Source organism: Hyphomicrobiales bacterium (genome assembly GCA_002869065.1).
Taxonomy (GTDB): domain Bacteria; phylum Pseudomonadota; class Alphaproteobacteria; order Rhizobiales; family Rhodobiaceae; genus Rhodobium.
Genome location: PKTR01000002.1, coordinates 319,478 through 342,218 on the forward strand (window position 1 = coordinate 319,478; position 22,741 = coordinate 342,218).

17 protein-coding genes are annotated in these 22,741 nt (G+C 64.7%); 6 read left to right on the top strand and 11 right to left on the bottom strand.

The features are described from left to right. Window positions 1-91: 91 nt before the first annotated feature. The 4 genes from ccmI to C0606_05250 form a co-directional block, all read right to left on the bottom strand. Window positions 92-1,528: a c-type cytochrome biogenesis protein CcmI gene (ccmI, locus tag C0606_05235; GenBank protein ID PLX37686.1), complete on the bottom strand. Its 1,437-nt coding sequence runs from the start codon at window positions 1,526-1,528 to the stop codon at window positions 92-94. Next, window positions 1,525-3,984 (bottom strand): heme lyase NrfEFG subunit NrfE, encoded by a 2,460-nt coding sequence (locus tag C0606_05240; GenBank protein ID PLX37687.1) that lies wholly within the window; start codon window positions 3,982-3,984, stop codon window positions 1,525-1,527. Before C0606_05240 ends, ccmI begins: the two co-directional genes overlap by 4 nt. Then, on the bottom strand, window positions 3,981-4,850 hold the full coding sequence (locus tag C0606_05245; protein PLX37688.1) for a hypothetical protein: 870 nt from the start codon (window positions 4,848-4,850) through the stop codon (window positions 3,981-3,983). The genes C0606_05240 and C0606_05245 overlap by 4 nt, the downstream gene beginning before the upstream one ends. A 318-nt stretch (window positions 4,851-5,168) precedes the next feature. Further along, window positions 5,169-7,586 (bottom strand): hypothetical protein, encoded by a 2,418-nt coding sequence (locus C0606_05250; GenBank protein PLX37689.1) that lies wholly within the window; start codon window positions 7,584-7,586, stop codon window positions 5,169-5,171. Between C0606_05250 and C0606_05255 the strand changes: the two genes are divergently transcribed. Continuing rightward, a complete protein-coding gene (locus tag C0606_05255) occupies window positions 7,579-8,319 on the top strand; it encodes a DNA-binding response regulator (GenBank protein PLX37690.1) in 741 nt (246 codons plus the stop codon). The genes C0606_05250 and C0606_05255 overlap by 8 nt on opposite strands. Window positions 8,320-8,459: 140 nt before the next feature. Beyond that, a complete protein-coding gene (locus C0606_05260) occupies window positions 8,460-9,011 on the top strand; it encodes a hypothetical protein (GenBank protein PLX37691.1) in 552 nt (183 codons plus the stop codon). Between the two features lie 78 nt (window positions 9,012-9,089). Here C0606_05260 and gabD read toward each other — a convergent pair whose 3' ends face one another. From gabD to C0606_05295, 7 genes are all read right to left on the bottom strand, one after another. Beyond that, a complete protein-coding gene (gene gabD, locus C0606_05265) occupies window positions 9,090-10,565 on the bottom strand; it encodes a succinate-semialdehyde dehydrogenase (NADP(+)) (protein PLX37692.1) in 1,476 nt (491 codons plus the stop codon). Beyond that, window positions 10,565-11,851 carry a 4-aminobutyrate--2-oxoglutarate transaminase gene (gabT, locus tag C0606_05270; GenBank protein PLX37693.1) on the bottom strand — a complete coding sequence of 429 codons (1,287 nt, stop codon included), beginning with the start codon at window positions 11,849-11,851 and terminating at the stop codon, window positions 10,565-10,567. Before gabT ends, gabD begins: the two co-directional genes overlap by 1 nt. A gap of 175 nt (window positions 11,852-12,026) precedes the next feature. Next, window positions 12,027-12,647 carry a TetR/AcrR family transcriptional regulator gene (locus C0606_05275; protein PLX37694.1) on the bottom strand — a complete coding sequence of 207 codons (621 nt, stop codon included), beginning with the start codon at window positions 12,645-12,647 and terminating at the stop codon, window positions 12,027-12,029. Then, window positions 12,647-13,429 (bottom strand): short-chain dehydrogenase, encoded by a 783-nt coding sequence (locus C0606_05280; protein ID PLX37695.1) that lies wholly within the window; start codon window positions 13,427-13,429, stop codon window positions 12,647-12,649. The genes C0606_05275 and C0606_05280 overlap by 1 nt, the downstream gene beginning before the upstream one ends. A 155-nt stretch (window positions 13,430-13,584) precedes the next feature. Then, window positions 13,585-15,261: an ABC transporter permease gene (locus tag C0606_05285; protein ID PLX37696.1), complete on the bottom strand. Its 1,677-nt coding sequence runs from the start codon at window positions 15,259-15,261 to the stop codon at window positions 13,585-13,587. Continuing rightward, on the bottom strand, window positions 15,258-16,310 hold the full coding sequence (locus C0606_05290) for an ABC transporter ATP-binding protein (GenBank protein PLX37697.1): 1,053 nt from the start codon (window positions 16,308-16,310) through the stop codon (window positions 15,258-15,260). Before C0606_05290 ends, C0606_05285 begins: the two co-directional genes overlap by 4 nt. Before the next feature lie 135 nt (window positions 16,311-16,445). After that, window positions 16,446-17,444 (bottom strand): iron ABC transporter substrate-binding protein, encoded by a 999-nt coding sequence (locus tag C0606_05295; GenBank protein PLX38686.1) that lies wholly within the window; start codon window positions 17,442-17,444, stop codon window positions 16,446-16,448. Window positions 17,445-18,199: 755 nt separating this feature from the next. Between C0606_05295 and C0606_05300 the strand changes: the two genes are divergently transcribed. The 4 genes from C0606_05300 to C0606_05315 are packed head-to-tail and all read left to right on the top strand — an operon-like array spanning window position 18,200 to window position 22,710. After that, the gene (locus C0606_05300) at window positions 18,200-18,763 is read left to right on the top strand and encodes a 2-oxoacid:acceptor oxidoreductase (GenBank protein ID PLX37698.1); all 564 of its coding nucleotides are present in this window, start codon (window positions 18,200-18,202) and stop codon (window positions 18,761-18,763) included. A 13-nt stretch (window positions 18,764-18,776) separates the two neighbouring features. Continuing rightward, window positions 18,777-20,030: a pyruvate ferredoxin oxidoreductase gene (porA, locus tag C0606_05305; GenBank protein ID PLX37699.1), complete on the top strand. Its 1,254-nt coding sequence runs from the start codon at window positions 18,777-18,779 to the stop codon at window positions 20,028-20,030. 23 nt (window positions 20,031-20,053) lie between these two features. Continuing rightward, window positions 20,054-21,070 carry a pyruvate ferredoxin oxidoreductase gene (locus C0606_05310; protein ID PLX37700.1) on the top strand — a complete coding sequence of 339 codons (1,017 nt, stop codon included), beginning with the start codon at window positions 20,054-20,056 and terminating at the stop codon, window positions 21,068-21,070. Next, the gene (locus tag C0606_05315; GenBank protein PLX37701.1) at window positions 21,067-22,710 is read left to right on the top strand and encodes a glutamate synthase; all 1,644 of its coding nucleotides are present in this window, start codon (window positions 21,067-21,069) and stop codon (window positions 22,708-22,710) included. The genes C0606_05310 and C0606_05315 overlap by 4 nt, the downstream gene beginning before the upstream one ends. The last annotated feature ends 31 nt before the right edge of the window (window positions 22,711-22,741 follow it).

A 22,741-nucleotide genomic window follows, 5' to 3' on the forward strand; every position in this document is an offset into this window, starting at 1 on the left:
GCAGGGTAAAAAAAGGGCCCGGAATTCGCCCTGACCGAGGTCAGAAATTGGCGTTTCCGGGCCCGAAAACCGACGGCTGTCGGCTGCTGAGCTATTGCGCGATGCCGATTGCGCTCGCGGTTTCTTCCAACTGGGCGAGAACGGTCGTATCGCCCTCGAAATGGGTGCGTGCCGTGGCGAGTGCCGCCTCCGCACGCTCCTTGTCGTGCAGTATCGAATAGGAGCGGATCAGCATGATCCAGCCGTTGATGTCCTTCGGATTCTCCTCAAGCCGCGCGGCAAGGCCCTCGACCATGCCATCGATCATCTGGCCCTGCTCCTCTTCGCTCATCGAAGCGGCGTTGGCGATGTCTTGCTGGGTCGGGCCTTTGGGTTCAGACGCCGCGGGCTTGACCGCATCGAGGCCGAGCGCGCGAGCCGCCTCGTCGAGCTTGGCGACGATGAAGGGCGCGGCCTTGTAGCGATCGCGGGCGGTATCGAGCGAGGCACTCGCGGTCTCGTTTTCGCCGATGCGCGCCTGCAGCGTCGCCAGCTCGATCCACGACTTGTAGTCCTTCGGCTCGTTGCCGAGATTTGTTTTGAGTTCGGCGATGCGTTCCTCGACCTTGGCCTTTTCGTCGCCGAGCGCGAAATTGCCAGCCTTGGAGAGTTCGGCGGCGGTCGCATCGGGGAGCAACGTCTTCAGATCGACCTTGAGGAAGCGAGCCATATTGGTGATGTCGCGGCGAACCAGCGGCATCCACGGTGCTTCCGGCGCGGATTCCCGTTTCAACGCCATCCAGTCGGCGAGCGCGCCCTCGAAATCCTGCGTCTGCGCCTTGGCGAGCGCCAGATAATAGCGGGCGCGAGGGTCCTTCGGCCGCTTCGTGATCACCTGGGTGAAGGCGATACGGGCGGCCGGGACGACGCGGTTGCCATTCGCCAGCGTGATCGCCTCGGCATAGGCGACGACGACGCCGGGGTCTTCCTTAGACAGTTCGACGGCGTGGCGGTAGGCCTCGGCGGATTCGGTGTAATTCTGCAGCATCGCGTAGGCCTGGCCGAGCATCCACCAGTCCTCGAAATTCTTCGGATCCTTTTTGGTCTTTTCGGCCAGATAGGCGACGCGGCTCTTCAGATCGCCGCCCTTGGCGGCTTCGGCGAGCAGATCCATCTTGCGCTGGACAAGCGGCAGGTCGGGCATGGCAGGATTGCCGTAAGTCCAATAGAGGCCAAGCGAGGCGGCGCCGGCAACGACGACGACAGCGGCGGCTGCGGCCGGCATGCGGCGCACGACGCCGGGGCTGGTGTCGAGCTGGCGAGCGGCCTTCAACGTGCGGCGTTCGATCTCTTCCTCGGCGGCGCGGTATTCGTCCTCGCCGATGAGGCCACGATCGCGGTCCCGGGCCAGTTCGTCGATCTGGTCACGATAGACCGAAATCGCGTAGTCGGATTCCATGCTGACCGTCCGCTTGCGGGCGAGGAACGGACGGGCAAGCCACAGCGCGACAACCGCGGTGATGGCAGCGACGGCGAGCCAGAACATCATTGTGCCCCTCCTTCGAGAATCTTGCGGGCCGCATCGCGGTCCTCCGCGCTGAGCGCTGCGCGCCCGGCCACGTCCTTGCCGCTGCGGCGGTAGTAGGCGCCGCCGATCAGGAACGCGATGGCGATGAACAGCACCGGTGCGGCCCACAGCACGTAGGTCGTCGGCTTGACCGGCGGCTTCAGCAGAACGAAATCGCCATAGCGGTCGACGACGTAGCCTTTCACGGCAGCAGCATCATCGCCGGCCTGCAGCCGCTCGCGCACCAGGATGCGCAGGTCGCGGGCGAGCGAGGCGTTGGAGTCGAAGATCGACTCGTTCTGGCAGACGAGACAGCGCAGTTCCTTGCCGATTTCGCGAGCTTTTGCCTCCATCGCCGGATCGGGCAGCAACTCGTCGGCCGTCAGCGCAGCAGCCCGGTCGCCACCCATCGCAGCGAGCAAGCCGAGGGCGAGGATCGCGGCGGGTGCCGCCTTGCGACCGGCCTTGCTGCGGGTCGCACGATTGGCGCGGCGCGCCGGGGCGCCGATGCGCAGCCGCCGGTCGGCGAGCGACACCATGCCGGCGAACGCCATCAGCACGCCGCCGACCCACATCCACACGACGCCCGGATTGTAATAGAAGCGCGTGACCCAACCGCCCTTGCCATCCGGATCGCCGATGACGGCATAGAGATCCCCGTGCCAACGGGTGTCGATGGCGGCTTCGGTGGTTGCCTTGCCCTCGACCGGATACCAGCGGCGCTCGGGATACATGGTGCCGACAGCTTCATCGCCGCGCTTGACGGTGATGGTGGCGATCTCGGCCTGATAGTTCGGGCCCTCGCCCTTGTTGACCTCGACGAGCGTGAAGCCGTAGCCGCCGACCTCGGCTACATCGCCCGGCTTCTGCACCTGGATGCCTTCCGCCTGCCAGACGGAAATCGCTGTGACGCCGAGGATCGCAAGCGCCAGGCCGCCATGGCCGAGATAGAGCCCGTAGCTCGAGCGCGGTAGGCCGAAGGCGCGGCGCAGACCGCCGAGGAAGCCGACGCGGGCGAAGCCGGCGCGGTCGACGAAATCGCTCAGCGTTCCTGCGATCAGCCAGGCGGCGACCGCCATGCCGGCATAGCCGAGGATATCGGCACGGCTGGCGAAGATGCCGGTCAGCACGCAGGCGCCGATTGCGGCGGCGAGCAACACATAAAGGCGCTGTACGAGGGCGCGGGCATCGGCCCGTTTCCAGGACAGCATCGGACCGATGGCGGCGACCAGCGCGACCGGTGCAAACATCGGAATGAAGGTCAGATTGAAGTAGGGCGCACCGACGGTGAGCTTTTCGCCGGTGAAGATGTCGACGAACAGCGGGTAGAGCGTGCCGACGAAGACCGCGCCGCCGCCGGCGGCCAACAGCAGATTGTTGAGCAGCAGGCTGCCTTCGCGCGAAAACGGGGTGAACAGGCCGCCGCCATTGATCGTCGAGGCGCGGGCGGCAAACAGGGCCAGCGCGCCACCGATGGCGATGATCAGCAGACCCAGAATGAACACGCCGCGTTCGGGGTCCTGCGCGAAGGCGTGCACCGAGGAAAGAATGCCGGAGCGCACCAGGAAGGTGCCGATCAGGCTCAGCCCGAAGGTGAGGATGGCGAGCAGGATCGTCCATTTCTGCAGCGCGTCACGCTTTTCAACGACGATCGCGGAGTGCAGCAGCGCGGTGCCGAGCAGCCAGGGCATGAAGGACGCGTTTTCGACCGGATCCCAGAACCAGAAACCGCCCCAGCCGAGTTCGTAGTAGGCCCACCAGGAGCCGAGCGCGATACCGAGCGTCAGGCCCGACCAGGCAATCAGGATCCAGGGCCGCATCCAGCGCGCCCAGCTCGGGTCGATGCGCCCGGCAATTAGCGCGCCGACGGCGAAGGAGAAAGCCGTCGAGAAACCGACATAGCCGAGATAGAGGAAGGGCGGATGGAAGGCGACGCCCGGATCCTGAAGCAACGGGTTCATGCCGCGACCGTCGACCGGCGGCGCGGGCAGACGCTCGAACGGGTTCGACGTGGCGAGAATGAAGGCGAGGAAGCCGAAACCGATGAGGGCTTGAATGGCCAGTACGCGAGCGCGCATGCTGAGCGGGATATTGCCGCCGAACAGCGAGATCAGCACACCGAACAGCGCCAGCATGAAGACCCACAGGAGCATCGAACCCTCGTGGTTCGCCCACACGCCGGTGACCTTGTAGAGCATCGGCTTCGTGGAATGGGAGTTCAGCGCCACGTTGGCGACGGAGAAATCGGAGACGACATAGGCGTAGACCAGCGCGGCAAAGGCACCGGTGACGGCCAGAAACTGGATTTGCGCGGCGCTGTCGGCGAACTGCATGGCGCCGACGGTGCCGCGATGGGCGCCGGCCAGAGGCACGACCGCCTGCAGCAGGGCCACCACGAGGGCAACGCAGAGCGCGAAATGGCCGAGTTCTACGATCATGACTGTGACTGCCTTTCGAACGGGGCTCCGTTGAAGAACCGGCCGCGCGCCGAGGGCCCGGCCGAGGGGTCGGATGCGGGATGGTCGTCGCCCCCGCCATTGTGGCGGGCGGCCTCGGCGGCGGGCCTCAAACCGGCGGCGGTCGGCGCGCGGCCGGCAAGACCGTCGAGGTCGTGGACGACGAAATCGGTCGGTGAAAGGAACGTCACCAGCCGGCTCTTGCGAATACGGGTAAACAGGCGACTGACCGTCTCGGCGTTGAGGCCGAGATAGTCGGCGATGTCCTCGCGGCTCAACGGCAGCGTGACGCGATAGCCGCCGGGACAGGGATCGCCCAGCCGATAGGTCATTTCGGCAAGGAACAGCGCGACACGTTCCAGACCGTCGAAGCGGCCGAGCATGATGAGATTGGCGTTGGAGCGCTCGAGCTGGACGTGGGTGGCGCGGAACAGGCTGGCCGACAGGGCCGGCGCGAGCCCGGTGGATATCATCGCCGCGAGATCGATTTCGCAAAGCTGGCTGGGGGCCAGAATGTCGACCCAGGATTCGACGCCTTCGGCACCGCCAACGGGACAGAGGATATCGCCGGATGTGTTCAGGCTGGTGATCTGGCGGCGACCGTCGGCAAGCGTTGTCGACAGGCCGACGAGGCCGCTGACCACCACCCACAGACGGCGGCAGGGATTGAGACCGCCGACGAGACGCGTGCCGCGGGCGAGCGAGATCAGCCGCTGCGGGCTGACCCCAGTCTCGTCTCGGGCTGCGGTGATGTGGGGTTTGAGCGGGCAACGCGCCAATTCACAGCAGCCGCAATCGTGCTCCTCGGGCGCGGAATACGCCACATTGGTCTTGCGTGCTGCGAACATGACTGCCTCGTCCCCCGGGACCCGCGGCCTTGAGCGGGTCTACCCGTCACCTCCCCGGTGAGCGGAGGTGAGCGGTGCGATCGCGCAGCCAGTTCTGAGGGGCGGAATATTGCGACGATTTGGCTGGCGCGATCGCACACCGGCGTTCAGCCGATGGACGCGACTCTAGTGGGGGGATGTAACGCCGCTTTTTCGTCCGAGCCGTCCGGAGGTTACAAATGATGGCGAGATGTAACGAAATGTAACGACGGCCTCGGGTGTGTCGCGAAAAGCCTTAATCCACGGGCTCGCTGGCGTCTTTGACGTTCGGCAAGCGGATCAGGCTTCAGCCTGCGTCGAGGGCGGCGTGTCGAGCAGACGGCGCAGCGTGCGGGCGAGCTGTTTCGGGTCCATCGGCTTTTCCATCACCGAAAGATGCGCGTCGGGAGCGAGTTCCAGGTCGGTCGCGCGGTAGCCCGTGCAGATGATGACCGGACACTCCGGCTTGGCCTCGCGGACAGCCTTGGCGAGCGCACTGCCGCTCAACTCCGGCATCACCAGATCGGTGACCACCGCATCGAACCGGCGGGGATTGGCGTTGAACACCGAAAGGGCGGTTTTCGGGTCGCTGTAGGCCTCGACCATGTAGCCGAGCCGCATCAGCAGTCGGCGGTAGGTGGTCACCAGATCGACCTCGTCGTCGACGAGCAGGATCTTTTCGTGGCCTCCGGGAGTTGCCGTCACACCGCTTTCGACCGATTCCTCGGGCGGGACCTCGCGCAGACACATGGTGAAGGTCGTCCCCTCGCCCGGCTCGCTCGTGAAGGACAGCGTGCCGTCCATGTCGTGCACCAGCGTGTTGACGACCGACAGGCCAAGGCCCGTCCCCTTGCCGATCGGCTTGGTTGTGAAGAAAGGATCGAAAATCCGGCTGGCGTAGTCGGCGGGGATGCCCGGACCGTCGTCGGCGACGGTGAGCTGCAGCCAGCTGGTATCGGAAGCGAATTCCGTTCGTCCGGCGCCGTCCGACTGTTCCGCCTCGGTGATTTCCGGCGGCGGCGCTGCCATGGATGACAGGGTGATCCGGATCGACCCCTGCTCCGCACCGATCGCCTCGGCGGCATTGCGGCAGAGGTTCATCAGCACCTGATGAAGCTGAGTCGGGTCGGCGCGGGTTGCGAGATCGCTGTCGCCGCCTTCGAAGGACAGCTCGATGGTCGGCGGGATCGAGGCACGGACCAGACGCAGAACCTCTTCCACCGCATCGGCGACACGCAGGGTGACCGGTGCGCCGGGCTGGCGGCGGGCGAAGGTCAACAGCTGGCGAACGAGCGCCTGGGCGCGCTTGGCGGCGATTTCGATCTGGCTGAGTTCCTCGCCGATCTCGCTGTCTTCGGGCACGTCGAGATTGGCGAGGTGAACATTGCCGAGAATGGTGGTGAGGATGTTGTTGAAGTCGTGCGCGATCCCGCCGGCGAGCACGCCGACGGCTTCCATCTTCTGCGCGCGGGCGACCTGTTCCTTGACCTTGCGGCTCTCGGTGATGTCCTCGCCGATGCCGATGAAATTGATCACCTTGCCGTTGTCGTCCTTAAGCGGAAGGATGCTGGTTTCGGCCCAGTAATGGCCGCCGGAGCGGGTGCGATTGCGGAACACGCCGTGCCATTCGCGGCCGGCCGCCAACAGTTTCTTCAAGCGCTCATAGGTGGTTGGCGAGGTGTCGCCAGACTGCAGGAAGCGCGGCGTGCGGCCAATCACCTCCTCGCGCGGGAACTCGGTGAGCAACTCGAACTTGCGGTTGACGTATTCAATGCGCCCGTCCGTATCCGTGATGACGATGGTCGTCGGGCTCTGCTCGATGGCGCGCGAAAGCTTGCGTTCGGCCCGTTCGGCCCGGCGGCGCTCGGTCAGTTCCTCGGTGAGGCGTTCGACGGTGGCGTTCAGTTCGTGGATCAGGGCATAAAACAGGCCGTAGAGGATCAGCGCGACGACGCCGAGGCCGAACAGGAACATGAAGCCGAGCGTGATCAGCCGTTCGCCTTCGGACACCGACAGCACGATGCTCTGGGTCGAGTCGCGGCGCTCGGTGCGCCAGACGTGTTCGAGCGTTTGCAGGGCGCGGATCGCCTTGGTGTCATCCACCTTGACCAGCGTGTCGGTGCGCCCGATGGGCCAGTTTTCCTTCGCCGCGCGGCGCGCTATCGGGATCTTCCACTGATAGAACTTGATGGTCCGTTCGATCTCGTCGAGCGCGAGCCGTTCGGCGCGCGACGGATTGCTGTCGCGATAGGCGGCAACCGCGTTGTGAAAGGCCGGCAACTGCTTGCTCAGGCGGTCGTAATAGAACTGGTCCTTGCGCAGCACATAGTTCTTGAAGTTGTGAATGATGCCGCCATAACCGAGCTGGCCACGGATTTCGCTGATCCACACGCCCTTGCGGTCGGCGTTCTCGGCGTAGGTCAGCCAGGCCTCCTTGATGCTGGAAAAGCGGCGGTCCGTTTCCAGCCCGGTGTAGAGACCGACCAGCACGGTGGCGGCGAGCAGGCCGGCGGCGCCGAAGCCGACGATGCGTGCGCGAATCCAGTGATGGGACGAAAACCACGGTAGGGCCATGAGAGACCGATGCCTCCATTTGCGGGCGCATCGTGACCGTTTAGACTGGTTTTGCAAAGACCGCCGAAGTATGGACATTACCAGCCGGGCCTTTTGCCGGAGCCGGCAAGGTGTTTCACCCGCGCGCAGATCGGGCATGACCATGGCCGACCGTATTCTGGTCGTTGACGACGATCCGCAGATCACCTCGTTTCTCGAGCGCTACCTCGTGAAGCAGGGCTACGAGGTGACGTGCGTGGGAACGGGCGCCGACATGCTTGGTGTTCTGGAGCGCGAGGAAATCGACCTGTGCGTTCTCGACATCGGTCTACCCGATCGCGACGGCTTCGAGCTGACGAAGGAAGTCCGGCTGCGCTCGAACATGCCGATCGTCGTGCTGAGCGCGCGCGACGAGACCTTCGACCGTGTCGTCGGGCTGGAATTCGGCGCCGACGACTACGTCACCAAGCCGTTCGAACCGCGTGAGCTTCTGGCGCGTATCAAGTCGGTTTTGCGCCGCTTTCAACCCGCCGCCGCAGCGCAGCCGGACGACGGCGCGCCGGCGGCCGCGCACCACAAGACCTTCACCTTCGGCGACTGGGTGCTGGATGCCGAAGCGCGCACTGTTTCGCAGCGTGACGGTGGCGCGGATGCCGGTCTGACGAGCAGCGAATTCGATATTCTATATGCACTCGTCACACATTCTGGAACGGTCTTTGACCGTGATCGGCTGCTCGATATCGCGCGTGGTCGCTCGACCTATTCGGGCGACCGGGCGATCGATGTGCACATCATGCGGCTGCGCCGCAAGATCGAGCCGGACCCGGCCAACCCGATCCACATCAAGACCGTGCATGGCGCAGGCTACGTGCTTGCCGGCGCTGTGACCAAGGGCTAGCCGCGCAGCGGGAAGTTCCGCGATTTCTCCTTCATGATCAAAAGATTGCCGCAATGCGGTATTAAAATTTGAGAAGATCGCAAAGGGGTCGTCAGGGTCAGCATTTTCGGTTATTGCGATGCGGTGCAGGAGTGCCGGCAATGTCGATCTGTCGCCCCGTTATTGTTTTCCTCGCTCTTTTCACGGGCCTCGCCGCACTGATGCTGGCGCCTTACGCCGCGGTGGACGGACGTGCGCAAACCTTGATGCAGACCATCGATCCGCACGCGCTCTACGAAGCGCGTTGCGTGCGCTGCCACCCACCGCACGCCGGCGAGTTCGTTCCCTCAGCGCTTGAACGCGACGAAGACGGCACCATCGTCGGCAAGCATCGCGGCGCGGCGATCGACGATCTGCTGGTCAACGGGCATGGCAGGCTGTCGAAGGAAGAGGTCCCGGTGATGCTCGATCATCTGACGCGAATCTTCGAGCTCGGTTCGCTGTTCCGCAATCGCTGCCTGATCTGTCACGACCGCGCGGTCGATCTTGCCCGCGAACGGCTGGCGCTGAAAGACGGGCGGGTGATCGGCCGCTACAGCGGGCGCGACATCGCCACCTTCCTGCAGTCCCATGGGCGGCTTTCGCTCGAGGAAATCGCGCCCGTTATCGACATGCTGACGCGGCAGATCGCGACCGCGCAGCGCGGCCTGTAGATGCCGCTGCGCCAAACGCAAAACGCCCCGCGGGGAGAATCCGACGGGGCGTTTTTCTTCGTTTTCGTGGTCGTGTGATCACACGCCCATGCAGAGATATTTCATCTCGAGGAAATCCTCGATGCCGTGGCGCGACCCCTCACGGCCGATACCCGACTGCTTGATGCCGCCGAACGGCGCCACCTCGGTCGAGATGATGCCGGTGTTGATGCCGACGATGCCGTATTCGAGCCGCTCCGCCACCTGCCAGACGCGACCGAGATCGCGGGCGTAGAAATAGGCGGCGAGGCCGAATTCGGTGTCGTTGGCCTGGGCAATGACGTCCTCGACCGTGTCGAAGGAGAACAGCGGCGCGACGGGGCCGAAGGTTTCCTCCCGCGAGACCTTCATCGCCTTCGTCACGCCGGTGATGATGGTCGGCTCGAAGAACATGCCGCCCTTCTCGTGGCGCTTGCCGCCGAGAATGACCTTGCCACCCTTGGCGGTCGCGTCGGCAATGTGGTCCTCGACCTTGGCGAGACCCTGCTCGTCGATCAGCGGGCCGGTGGTCACGCCTTCCTCGAAGCCGTCGCCGACCTGCATCTCGGCCACAGCCGCGGCGAGCTTTTCTGCGAAGGCATCATAGACGCCGGCCTGGACGTAGAGCCGGTTCGCGCAGACACAGGTCTGGCCGGCGTTGCGATACTTCGAGGCCATCGCGCCTTCGACCGCGGCGTCGAGATCGGCGTCGTCGAAGACGATGAAGGGCGCGTTGCCGCCAAGCTCCAGACTCACCTTCTTGATCTGATCCGAGCACTGGCGCATCAGAATACGGCCGACCTCGGTCGAGCCGGTGAAGGTGATCTTGCGGACCTTGTCGTTGCCGGTCAGTTCCTGGCCGATCGCCGGGCCGTCCTGGCCGACGATGATGTTGAAGACGCCGGCGGGAATGCCGGCCCGTTCGGCGAGAACCGCGAGCGCGATCGCCGACAGCGGCGTCTGTTCGGCCGGCTTGACGACCGCCGTGCAGCCGACCGCGATCGCCGGCGCCACCTTGCGGGTGATCATGGCGTTCGGGAAGTTCCACGGCGTGATCGCGCCGACGACGCCGACCGGCTGGCGGATGACGACGATGCGCTTGTCCGCCTGATGGCCCGGAATGGACTCGCCATAGACGCGCTTCGCCTCTTCGGCGAACCACTCGACGAAGGACGCGCCATAGGCGATCTCACCGCGCGCCTCGGCGAGCGGCTTGCCCATCTCGGCGGTCAGGATGACGGCGAGGTCTTCCTGATTGGCCATGATCAGCTCGTACCAGCGACGCAGAAGCCCGGCGCGGTCCTTGGCGGTGCGGGCGGCCCAGTCCTTCTGCGCGTCATAGGCGGCGTCGATGGCGCGCGCGGTCTCGGCCGCGCCCATATCGGGCACGGCGAGAACCGTCTTGCCGGTCGCCGGATTGGTGACGTCGAAGGTGGCGCCGTTGTCGGCAGCCACCCATTCGCCGCCGACATAACCGTCCGCCACCAGAAGCGAGGGATCGCTCAGGCGGGACTTCAGCGTCACGGTATCGAGCATCAAGCAGCCCCTTCGCTGGCTTCGCGGATCGATTCCTCGAGGATATCGAGGGCCTCGGCGAACACCTCGTCCTGGATGGTGATCGGAGCGAGGAAGCGGATGACGTTGCCGTAGACACCGCAGGTCAGCAGGATAAGACCCTTCTCCAACGCCTTCATGCGCACCCGGTTGGCCATGTCGGCGTTCGGCGTCGCCTTGTCGACGGTGTTGAACTCGACCGCATTCATGAAGCCGAGGCCACGAATGTCGACGATCTCGGGGATCGCATCGCGCATCGCTTCGAGGCGCTGCTTCAGCCGCGAACCGAGCGCTTCGGCGCGGGCACACAGGCCCTCTTCCTCAACCACGTCGAGAACCGCATGGGCAGCTGCGATACCGAGCGGGTTGCCGCCATAGGTGCCACCAAGACCGCCCGGTGCGGGCGCGTCCATCAGTTCGGCACGGCCGGTGACGGCGGCCAGCGGGAAGCCGCCGGCGAGGCTCTTGGCCATGGTCACCAGATCGGGCGCAGCATCGAAATGCTCCATCGCGAACATGCGGCCGGTGCGGGCAAAGCCGGTCTGCACCTCATCGGCGATCAGAACGATGCCGTGCTCGTCGCAAACCTTGCGCACGCGGGCCATGAACTCGCGCGGCGCGGCGTAGAAGCCGCCCTCGCCCTGAACCGGTTCGACAATGATCGCGGCAACGCGCGACGGCTCGACATCGGCCTTGAACAGCTTTTCAAGCGCGGCCATCGAATCGTCGACCGAGACGCCATGCAGTTCGACCGGGAACGGTGCGTGGAACACGTCGCTCATCATCGGGCCGAAGCCGATCTTGTAGGGCGCGACCTTGCCGGTCAGCGACATGCCCATGAAGGTGCGGCCGTGGAAGCCGCCGGCAAAAGCGATGACCGCCGAGCGCTTGGTCGCGGCGCGGGCGATCTTGACCGCGTTCTCGACGGCTTCGGCGCCGGTGGTGACGAAAATGGTCTTCGCGTCGCCCTTGACCGGGGCCATGGCATTGAGCCGCTCGGCGAGCGCGACGTAGTTCTCGTATGGCACGACCTGATGGCAGGTATGCGTGAAGCGGTCGATCTGCGCCTTGACGGCTTCCATCACCTTGGGATGCCGATGGCCGGTGTTGAGCACAGCAATGCCGGACGCGAAATCGATATAGCGGCGGCCTTCGATGTCCCAGATTTCGGAGTTTTCGGCACGATCCACATAGATCTGCGTCATCACCCCCACGCCACGGGAAATGGCACCGTCCTTACGGCTGGAAACCTCGGAATTCGTCGACATGATTGCACCTGATTCTGGTTGGGCGGCAGCGCGTTTTCCCGCCCTCCCCGTTCTCCGGGGCGGCGGCGCCTGCCAAATGTGATCACATTTTCTAGCACACCAAAAGTATGAAGCCGATTCCTTTTTTTCGGCGCTCTCGAGGCTTGTGGAAACCGCGGAGTCTCTCGTTTTTGGGCTAGGGTCGTGGTCCGAACAGGGCTGCGATATGCGCTCTCAGGCTGATCTCGAAGTCGGTCGCGAGGAGCTGGAATTCGGGTTCGCGCACGAGGCTGGCGACGATTGGGCTTCGGTGGGACATGTGCCAGCAGCCGACCAGCGCCTCCTGGACACGAAGCAGGTCGGAAACGGCATTTCTCGCATCGAGAACGCCCCGCTCGACCAATAGCCCGGCAAGCTGTTCGAGATTGGCGACGACGCTCTTTTTGAAGGCGCGCGCGGTTTCCTCGTCGAGATTGGCCTCGAGCACCGTGTTCATGATCGCACTGAGGCGGCAATAAAGCCGGCTCGACAGGACGATCGTAGCCAAGGCGTCCGCCTTGCTTGCAGCATCGACCGTTGTCGCAGCTTCGTGCAGGTGCGCAAAGGCGCGATCGAACAGGCCGATGAAGAGGGATTCCTTGCTGGCGAAATAGCGGTAGAGCGCAGCCTTGGTCACGCCGACATCGGCGGCGATGTCGGCAAGACTCACCTCGGCAAACGTCCGGGTCTCAAAGCGCACCTCGGCGGCATCGAGGATCTGCCGGCGGCGTTCGGCCTTTTGCTCCTCGCCGCGGGCACGCTGGCGGATCGCGGTCATCAGCTCACGATCCAGCCGGCGATCTTGCGCGCAACCGAGCGCGGTGCGAGCTTGGCCGCGACCGAGGATGCCAGATTTCGGCTGCCGGCAACGACGATGGCGTTCTTGCGCTTCGCCAGACCGATGCGGGCGACGTCGTCCGCGGTCATCACGCCACGGTCGAACAGGCCCGAATGGGTCATGTTCGCCGCTTCCGCGAACTCGGTGTCGGTGGCGCCGGGGCAGAGCGCGCTCACCGTGATGCCCTTGCCGCGCAACTCTTCATGCAAGGCCTCGCTGAACGACAGGACGAAGGCCTTGGTTGCAGCGTAGACGGCAAATTTCGGAATCGCCTGGAAGGCTGCCGCCGAGGCCACATTGATGATGAAGGCGCCGGGCGCCCCTTGCAGATGCGGGATCATGCGGTGGCTGAGCTCGACGAGGCGGGTGACGTTGACATCGATCATGCCGCATTGGCGCTCCACTGGGATGCGCTCGAAGCGACCGAGGGCGCCGAAGCCGGCATTGTTGATCAGCCCGCCGAGTTTCCAGTCGCGCGCGGCAATCGCCGCGTCGATGCGGGCCGGCGCATCCCGCTCGGCGAGATCGACGGTCAGATAGTCGACGGCAACGCCGTGACGGTCGCGAATTTCGTCGGCGAGGGAGCGGAGGTTTTCCTCACGCCGCGCGGTGAGCACAAGATCATGACCGCCGGCGCCCAGTTGCCGGGCGAAGGCCATCCCGATGCCGGAGCTCGCGCCGGTGATGAGCACCCGACGGCCGGGGGTGGCTGAAGCGGTCATGTTTGGCTCCTGCGTTAAGTGACCATTAGTTACTAATTGGAATCCCGGCCAATGTAAATAACCCATGTTCACTTAATCTGGAAAGCGATCATGCCGAACGCAGGCGGGCGGGGTCATGCCCCGCCCGTTTCGCCGGTCGCGCCCAGCTGTTTCGATCAGCGGATCAGTGTGACCGCCTTGTGGCCCGTGAGGTTGAGCAGGATGCGCACCGCCAAGAGGCAGCCGACGACAATCGCCATGATGCAGACAGAGAAGGCCGCCGCCTGATTGATGGCACCACGATCGGACAGCTGCAGCACCGATACGGAGGCGACCTGGGTCGAGGGGGTGATTAGGAAGATCACCGCCGACAGCGAGACCATGGTGCGCATGAAATAGAACACACCAACGCCGAGCAAGGTCGGCCAGATCAACGGCAGCGTCACCTTGCGCAAGGTCCGGCCGACCCCGGCGCCAAGCATCGTGGAGGCCTCGTCGAAGGTGCCGCCGATCTGCTTCAGGCTGGTCGAGGAGATCAGGAACGCCTGGCTGTGATTGTAGTAGCCGTTGAGGATGATGATTAGCGCGAAGGTCCCGTAGAGAAAATTGAACGGGTTCGAGGGATCGTTGAAGGCGAGCACATAGCCGAGGCCAAGCACCATGCCGGGCACGGCCGAGGGCAGCACCGACAGCAGCGACAACGGGCCGGTGAGCGGAGTGCGGAACTTCTGCACCACGATGGCGGCAAGGCCGGCGACCAGAACGCCGAACGCCGCGCTCGACAGCGCGACGAACACGCTGTTCCACAACGGTTCAGCGCCATTTTGCACGTCGAACTGATAGTGGCGGAGCGTCAGCGTCATGTTGTAGGGCCACAGCCTGACGAAGCTCGCGACGATAACGATGCCGATCACCGACATCAGCACGGCGGCAACGGAATAGGTGAAGACGCCGAAACCGAGATCGCGCTTGCGCGACGGCTTGATGATGAGCGGCTTCGACTGATCCGTCAGCAAGGCATGCTGATTGCGCGTGATGCGTTTCTCGAGCAGCTTCGCGGTGATCGCCGGCACCAGCAGCACGACGCCGATGACAGCGCCGAGGCCGAACTGGGCCTGGCCGATCACCTGATTGTAGACCTCGGTCGCGAGCACGTTGAAATCGCCGCCAATGACCATCGGATTGCCAAAGTCGGTCATGACCAGCGTGAAGACGACAAAGCAGGCAGCCGCGATGCCGTAGCGCGTTGCCGGCAGGGTCACGGTGCGGAAGATGCGGAAAGGCTTGGCGCCCATCCCCTCGGCGCTCTCGTAGAGCCGCCCGTCGGCGGTTGCCAGCGCCGCCGACAGGATCAGAACCGCATAGGGAAAGCCATAGAGCAGGTTTGCTATGCAGGTGCCGACCGGACCGTAAATGTCGAAATCGAAACCGAGGAAGCGATTGAACGCGCCGTTGCGGCCGAGCAGCAGGATCAGGCCCTGCGCCTGAACGAGTGAGGGCGCGAAGAGCGGCATCATGGCGATAAGCCGCAGTACGCTGCGCCCGCGCACCAGGGTGCGTTGCAGCGTGTAGGCATAAAAATAGCCAATCGTCACGGCGCCGAGGGTCGCAATCGTCGCCATGGTCAGACTGTTGCGGACCAGTCCCCAGAACCGCCCTGCGCCGAAGGTCGAGATGAAATTGCCGAGCCCGTAGCCGTCGCCGGTCTCAAGGCTTCGGATAAGAATGGTGACGAGCGGCAGGATGAGGAACAGCACCATGGGGATGGCGACGATCAGCGTCAGCCCCCAGGAGAACGCCTTGTCGCGGTCGATCCCGGAGCGTTCCTCGACCGTGGCGGCCGGCGCGCTCATGCGAGCACCCGCAGCGTGTCGGCGGGGAGATGCAGCGTTACGGCGTCGCCGATGGCGGGCATGGCGCCGGGGCCGTGCACCTCGACCATGAGCGGTTCGCTGATATCACCTGCCGCGCCTTGCGGCGTCACGAAGACCCGGGTCAGATTGCCGAGGAAAACGACTTCGGCAACGCTGCCGGCAACCCGGTTGGCGCCGGCTGCTCCCGCCGGCTCGATGGCGATCGCTTCGGGGCGAATGCCGAGTGTCGTGCCGGGTTCGACGGTTGCCCCCGTCACTTCAAGCGGTGTTCCGGCGAAGGCGGCGCGGCCGTCGCCGTTGGCGGCGGTCGGCAGCAGGTTCATGCGGCCGATGAAGTCGGCGACGAAGGAGGTTTCCGGCCGCTCGTAGAGGTCGGACGGCGAGCCGATCTGTTCGATCCTGCCGGCGCGCATGACGACGATCAGGTCGGCCATGGCGAGCGCCTCTTCCTGATCGTGGGTCACCATGATGGTGGTGATTCCGAGCCGGTGCTGGACCGCCCGGATCTCGCCGCGCAGCCCTTCTCGCACCTTGGCGTCGAGCGCGGACAGCGGCTCGTCGAGCAGCAGCAGCGAGGGATTGGGCGCAATGGCGCGGGCGAGCGCGACGCGCTGTTGCTGGCCGCCCGACAGTTGTGAGGGCAGCTTGTGGTCGTGGTCGCTGAGGTGAACGAGACGAAGCATCTCGTCGACGCGGGCGTTGGCGTCGGGCTTTTTCCAGCCGCGACACTCGAGACCGTAGGCGACGTTGCGGGCCGCCGTCATGTTGGGAAACAGCGAATAGGACTGGAACACGACACCGAAATTGCGTTCGCGCGCCGGCACGCGGGAGAGGTCGGCGGCGCCGAGCCGTATCTCGCCTTCTTCCGCCGTCTCGAGGCCGGCGATGACGCGCAGCAGCGTGGTCTTGCCGCAACCGGACGGCCCGAGGAAGCACACGAAGGTTCCTACGGGAACGTCGAGCGAGACCGCGTCAAGCGCGGTCAGCGCGCCGAACCGTTTGACGATGTTGCGCAGCGAAAGATCCATGGAACGCCGTCCTCTTGTCCGTCGGGCCGGAAACAGAATGCGGCGCGGCAGGAGTCCCGCCGCGCCGATGTCGGAGGCGGCCGTCCGGCCAAAGGGTCACCCCTCACCCGGACAGCCGGTCCCGGAGGAGCGGGATCAGCGTTCGAACTTCTTCTGCCATTCCTCGATGATGCGGGTGCGCTCGCTGGCGGCCGCCATGAAATCGACCGGGAAGAGAATCGAGGCCACATCCGCCGGCATGCCGGCCTTGGTGAACTTCTCGGGCATGGTGCCGCCCGGAATGGTGACGATCGCCTTCCACTGGAAATAGGCGTTGGCGGCTTCCTGGCTCACCGTCCAGTCGAGGAACCGCTTGGCGGCATCCTTGTTCTTGGAGGCGGCAACGAGGCCGTTGGCTTCAAGCTCGTTGCCGGCGCCTTCCGACGGGATCACCATGGCGAGGGGATAGCCCTCGTCGATGTTCTTCACCGCGCGCAGGGCAAAGGACGCACCGATCGTGTATTCGCCGGCGGCCGTCGTGTTGCAGGGCTTCGAGCCCGACTTGATGTACTGGGCGATATTCTTGTCGAGTTCGCCAAGGAAGGCCCAGCCCTTTTCCTCGCCCATGAGCTGCAGCAGCGAGTCGATCTGGATGTAGCCGGTGCCCGAGCTCGCCGGGTTCGGCATCACGACCTCGCCCTTGTAGGACGGATCGGTGAGATCGGCCCAGGACGTCGGCATTTTCAGCCCCTTGGAGGCAAGGCGCTCGGTGTTGACGCAGAATGCGGCCATGTAGCCGGTCACCGCGAACCACTTGTTGTCGGCATCGCGGAAACGCGCCGGGATCGCCTCGATGCCCTTCGGCGCATAGGCCTCGAGACCTTCGAGGATCTTCGGATTGACCATCGACGTGACGGCGAAACCCCACAGCACATCATGCTGCGGGTTGTCGGATTCGGCGATGATGCGAGCCGCGAGATCGCCGGTCGACAGACGCAGCATCTGCACGTCGATGTCGGGCAGCGCCTTCTTGGCCTCGGCGAGGAAGGCCTGCGCCTCGTCCTCTTCGTAGGCGGTGTAAACGGTGATGGTTTCGGCTTCGGCATACCCGGTCAGGGCGAGCGCCATCGCGGCGGCACCGAACAACGAACGCATGAATGACGTTTTCATGATGCTAGTCCCCTCTGCTTTTCTCATGCGATGCCGCTCCGCCGGTTTTCCGGTCTTGAGAAACCTCGCATCTCTACTCCCAGGGGAAGGCTAGGCGGAAAAAGTAAGCCGGTAAACATTTTTTCTTTCCGCAGTGAGCAGAAATTTATTGTTCAAAACCATTTGCCAGCGAATCTGTTTTTCTGATTTTCGGGATACCACAATGAACGTTGCCTGACGGAAACGCTCCGCTTCCTGCCGCACTGCGCGGCCTTGCCCGCGACAGGAGGCCGCCTCCGTAAGACCCTGAATAGACGGGTCGGCCTATCGACTATAGTCTAGCGCAAAAGCGGCATCTCGAAGCCGTCTCCCGATTCGTCCTTATCATGGCCAAAGGCCACATCGTCGGAACGGAAACAGCCTCCTCGTTCCGGCACCTCCAAGCCAGTTCACTGGCGTAACGGTTTCTCGGCAGGTCTCCCAAACCGCTGAAAAGCCTATGGAACAGGACATCGAAGCGGGCCGGCGGCAAAGACTACAGGGAAGCGGAACTGAACAGGTCAGGGATCGGCACAATCGCACAAACTTCACCGCGGCGGACCGTCAAACCGTCACATCCGGCACGCATCATGCCTGATCGGCATCCTGTCGGATCCGATGGCGCTTTTGGCGGGCGGCAGCGCGAAAAAATGCACACGTAAAAAGGGGAGACGGCGGGCCGACCAGGGAACCGTCGTGTTGCACACAAGGACTGCACAATCATGTTCGAAATCCGGATCCATGGCCGCGGCGGCCAGGGTGTCGTGACCGGCGCGGAGCTTCTGTCGGTGGCGGCCTTCGACGAGGGCATGCATGCCCAGGCGTTTCCGAGCTTCGGCTCGGAGCGGATGGGCGCGCCGGTGATCTCGTTCTGTCGCATCGACGACAAGGAGATCCGCCTGCGCGAGCCGATCGACCAGCCGGACGCGCTGATCATCCAGGACCCGACGCTGCTGCATTCGGTCGATGTCTTTTCCGGCCTGAAGGATGACGGCTACATCATCATCAACTCGACGCGGACCTTCGAAGAGCTCGGGATCTCGAGCGTAGTCGCCAAGCGCCCGCCGCATCATGTGGTCGATATCGGCGCCACCGAAATCGCCAAGAAGCATGTCGGTCGCCCGGTGCCCAATGCCGCCCTGCTCGGCGCCTTTGCTGCGCTGACCGGCAAGCTGCATCTCGAATCCGTTGAAAAGGCCATCCGCGAGAAATTCCCCGGCCCGATCGGCGAAGCCAACGTGTCGGCGGCGCGCGAAGCCTATGCGCTGGCCAAAGAAGCGGCCTGAGGAGAAACGAACCATGTTGAAGCAGGTTGAAGGTTCACAGGCCGTTGCGGAAGCGATCGCCCTGTCGCGGCCGGAGGTCGTGTGCGCCTATCCGATCACGCCGCAAACCCATATCGTGGAAGGCGTCGGCGCGCTGGTGAAGTCGGGCGCGCTGACGAATTGCGAGTTCATCAACGTCGAAAGCGAATTCGCCGCGCTGTCGGTCGCCATCGGCGCCTCGGCGGCCGGTGCGCGGGCCTATACCGCGACCGCCAGCCAGGGCCTCCTGTTCATGGCCGAAGCGGTCTACAACGCCGCCGGCCTCGGCCTGCCGATCGTCATGACGGTCGGCAACCGGGCTATCGGCGCGCCGATCAACATCTGGAACGACCACACCGACTCCATGGCGATGCGCGATGCCGGCTGGATCCAGCTGCACGCGGAAACCAACCAGGAAGCGGCCGATCTCCACATCCAGGCGTTCAAGCTCGCCGAGGCGCTGTCGTGCCCGGTGATGGTATGTATGGACGGCTTCATCCTCACCCACGCCTATGAGCGCGTCGATATCCCGACGCAGGAACAGGTCGATGCGTTCCTGCCGCCGTTCGAGCCGGTGCAGATGGTCGACCCGGACAATCCCTATTCGATCGGTGCCATGGTCGGCCCGGAGGCCTTCACCGAGGTGCGCTATCTCGCCCACTACAAGCAGAATGAGGCGCTCACCCTGATCCCGGAAATCGCCGGCGAGTTCGAGGAACAGTTCGGCCGCGCCTCGGGCGGGCTGCTGCATCCCTACCGGATCGAGGGCGCGAAGACGATCGTTGTCGCGCTCGGTTCGGTCAACGGCACCATCAAGGACGTCATCGACGAGATGCGCGACGACGGCTACGAGATCGGCTCGATCGCGATCAGCTGCTTCCGTCCGTTCCCGCTGACCGAACTGCGCGACCTGCTCGAGGACGCGATGCACATCGTGTGCATCGAAAAGAGCCTGGCGCCGGGGCTTGGCGGCGTGCTGGCCTCGAATGTGCGCATGTCGCTGCGCGCGCTCTACCGGCAGGTCTACACCGTCATCGGCGGCCTCGGCGGACGACCGATCACCCGCGCCTCGCTGCGCGACGTGTTCGAACGGGCCGGCGAAGAGGCGCTCGACGACGTCACTTTCCTCGACCTCAACTGGAAGGCCGTGAAGGACCAGCTCGCGCGGGCACGCGAAACCCGGCATTCCGGCCCGATTGCCGAGAACGTGCTGAAAGCCCTCAACCCCGGCCTCGACGAAGACCGCTGAGCGGAACGAAGGACCAGACGATCATGGACGATACCGTACGCCAGAAGGTCAAGTTCTATCAGACCGGCACCCACACGGTCGGCAACCGGCTCATGGATGCCGATGACCGCACGGTTCAGGCGCAGACCGACCGTACCAACGCCATCACTTCCGGCCACCGCGCCTGTCAGGGCTGCGGCGAGGCGCTCGGCGCGCGCTATGCGCTCGATGCGGCGATGCAGGCAGCCGGCGGCAAGCTGATCGCCGTCAACGCGACCGGTTGTCTGGAAGTGTTCACAACGCCCTACCCGGAAACCTCCTGGCAGATCCCGTGGCTGCACTCGCTGTTCGGCAATGCACCGGCGGTCGCCACCGGCGTTGCCGCGGCTTTGCGCGTCAAGGGCAAGTCCGACGCCCGCGTCGTCGCCCAGGGCGGTGACGGCGGCACCGTCGATATCGGCTTCGGCTGTCTGTCGGGCATGTTCGAGCGCAACGACGATGTGCTCTACATCTGCTACGACAACGAGGCCTACATGAACACCGGCGTGCAGCGCTCGTCCGCCACGCCGCCGGCCGCGCGGACCGCAACGACGCCCGCCGTCGGCGATCATCCGGGCAACGTCTTCGGCACCGGCAAGAACGTGCCGCTGATCGCCATGGCGCACAACATCCCCTATGTGGCGACCGCCAGCGTCGCCGAGCTGCACGACCTCGAAGAAAAGGTCACCAAGGCGATGTCGATGCGCGGCGCACGCTATCTTCACATCATGGTGCCCTGCCCGCTCGGCTGGGGCTCTGCCTCGCACGACACGGTGCGGCTCGCCCGGCTCGCGATCGAGACAGGCCTCTTCCCGCTGTTCGAGGCCGAGCACGGCGCAGTCGTGAAGACCCACAAGATCCGCCGCAAGATACCGGTTGAGGATTACCTCAAACCGCAAAAGCGCTTCGCGCATCTGTTTAAGGGCGACGGCGACGCAGAAAGCATCGCCCGCATTCAGCGCATGGCGGACGCCAATATCGCCCGCTTCAACCTTCTGGGCGCCGAGGAGACCGGAGCATGAGCACCCACGACCAGCTTCCCTTCGCGATCACCCTCGATCCGGGCACCAGCCTTGCCAACCACACCGGCACCTGGCGCACCAACCGGCCGATCTATGTCGACAAGCTGCCGCCCTGCAACAATGCCTGCCCGGCGGGCGAGGACATTCAGGGCTGGCTGTTCCACGCCGAGGAAGGCGACTACGCGGCTGCCTGGCAGAGCCTCGTGCGCAACAATCCGATGCCGGCGGTGATGGGCCGCGTCTGCTACCACCCGTGCGAGAACGCGTGCAACCGCGCGCAGCTCGACGAGGCGGTCGGCATCCATGCCGTCGAACGCTTCCTCGGCGACTACGCCATCGCCAACAAGCTGATGCCGGAGGGCCTTGCGCCGGCAACCGGCAAGAAGGTGCTCGTCGTCGGCGCCGGCCCGAGCGGCCTGTCCGCCGCCTATCACCTGACCCGCATGGGCCACAGTGTGACGATCCGCGAGGCGGGTCCGATGGCCGGCGGCATGATGCGCTTCGGCATTCCGAAATACCGCCTGCCGCGCGATATTCTGGACGCGGAAATCCAGCGCATTGTCGACATCGGCGTGACGCTCGAACTCGACACCAAGGTCGAGGACATCGAAGGCGCGTTCAACGCGGAAGGCTTCGACGCGGTGTTTGTTGCCGTCGGCGCCCACCTCGCCAAGCGGATCAACATTCCGGCGCACGCCGCCGGCAAGATCCTCGATGCGGTCTCGGTGCTGCGCGACATGGAAGCGGGCGCGGAACCGCCGCAGCTCGGCCGGCGCGTCATCGTCTATGGCGGCGGCAACACGGCGATGGACGTTGCCCGCACCGCCAAGCGGCTCGGCGTCGAAGAGGCGATGATCGTCTATCGCCGCACCCGCGAGCAGATGCCGGCGCATGAGTTCGAGGCGGCGGAAGCGGAAGAGGAAGGCGTCCTCATCCACTGGCTGCGCACCATCAAGCAGATCGACGAGACCACCTTCACGGTCGAGAAGATGGTGCTCGACGAGAACGGCAAGCCGAAGCCGACCGGCGAGTTCGAGACGCTCGAAGCCGACACGCTGGTGCTGGCGCTCGGTCAGGACGTCGATACCAGCTTCCTGGAAAGCGTGCCGGGCGTCGAGATCGTCAGCGACGGCATCGTCAAGGTCGACCCACAGATGATGACCGGCCGGGCGGGTCTGTTCGCCGGCGGTGACATGGTGCCGGCGGAACGCACGGTGACGGTCGCCATCGGCCACGGCAAGAAGGCGGCGCGCTGCATCGACGCGTGGCTGAACGGCAAGGACTACGCGAAGCCCGCCGGCCACGGCCTTGCCGAATATGCCGGCATCAACCCGTGGTACTACGACGATGCGCCGGCCTCCGAGCAGGGCCATCTCGACATCGTGCGCCGTCAGACGAGCTTCGACGAGGTGCTGAAAGGGCTGACGGAGGAAAACGCGCTCTACGAGGCGCGCCGCTGCCTGTCCTGCGGCAACTGCTTCGAATGCGACAATTGCTACGGCATCTGTCCCGACAACGCCGTCATCAAGCTCGGCCCCGGCAAGCGCTTCCAGTTCAACTACGACTACTGCAAGGGCTGCGGCATGTGCGCCACCGAATGCCCGTGCGGCGCGATCGCCATGGTGCCGGAAGAGATCTGATCCGCTTCGCTACTGGCTGAAACGACAAACG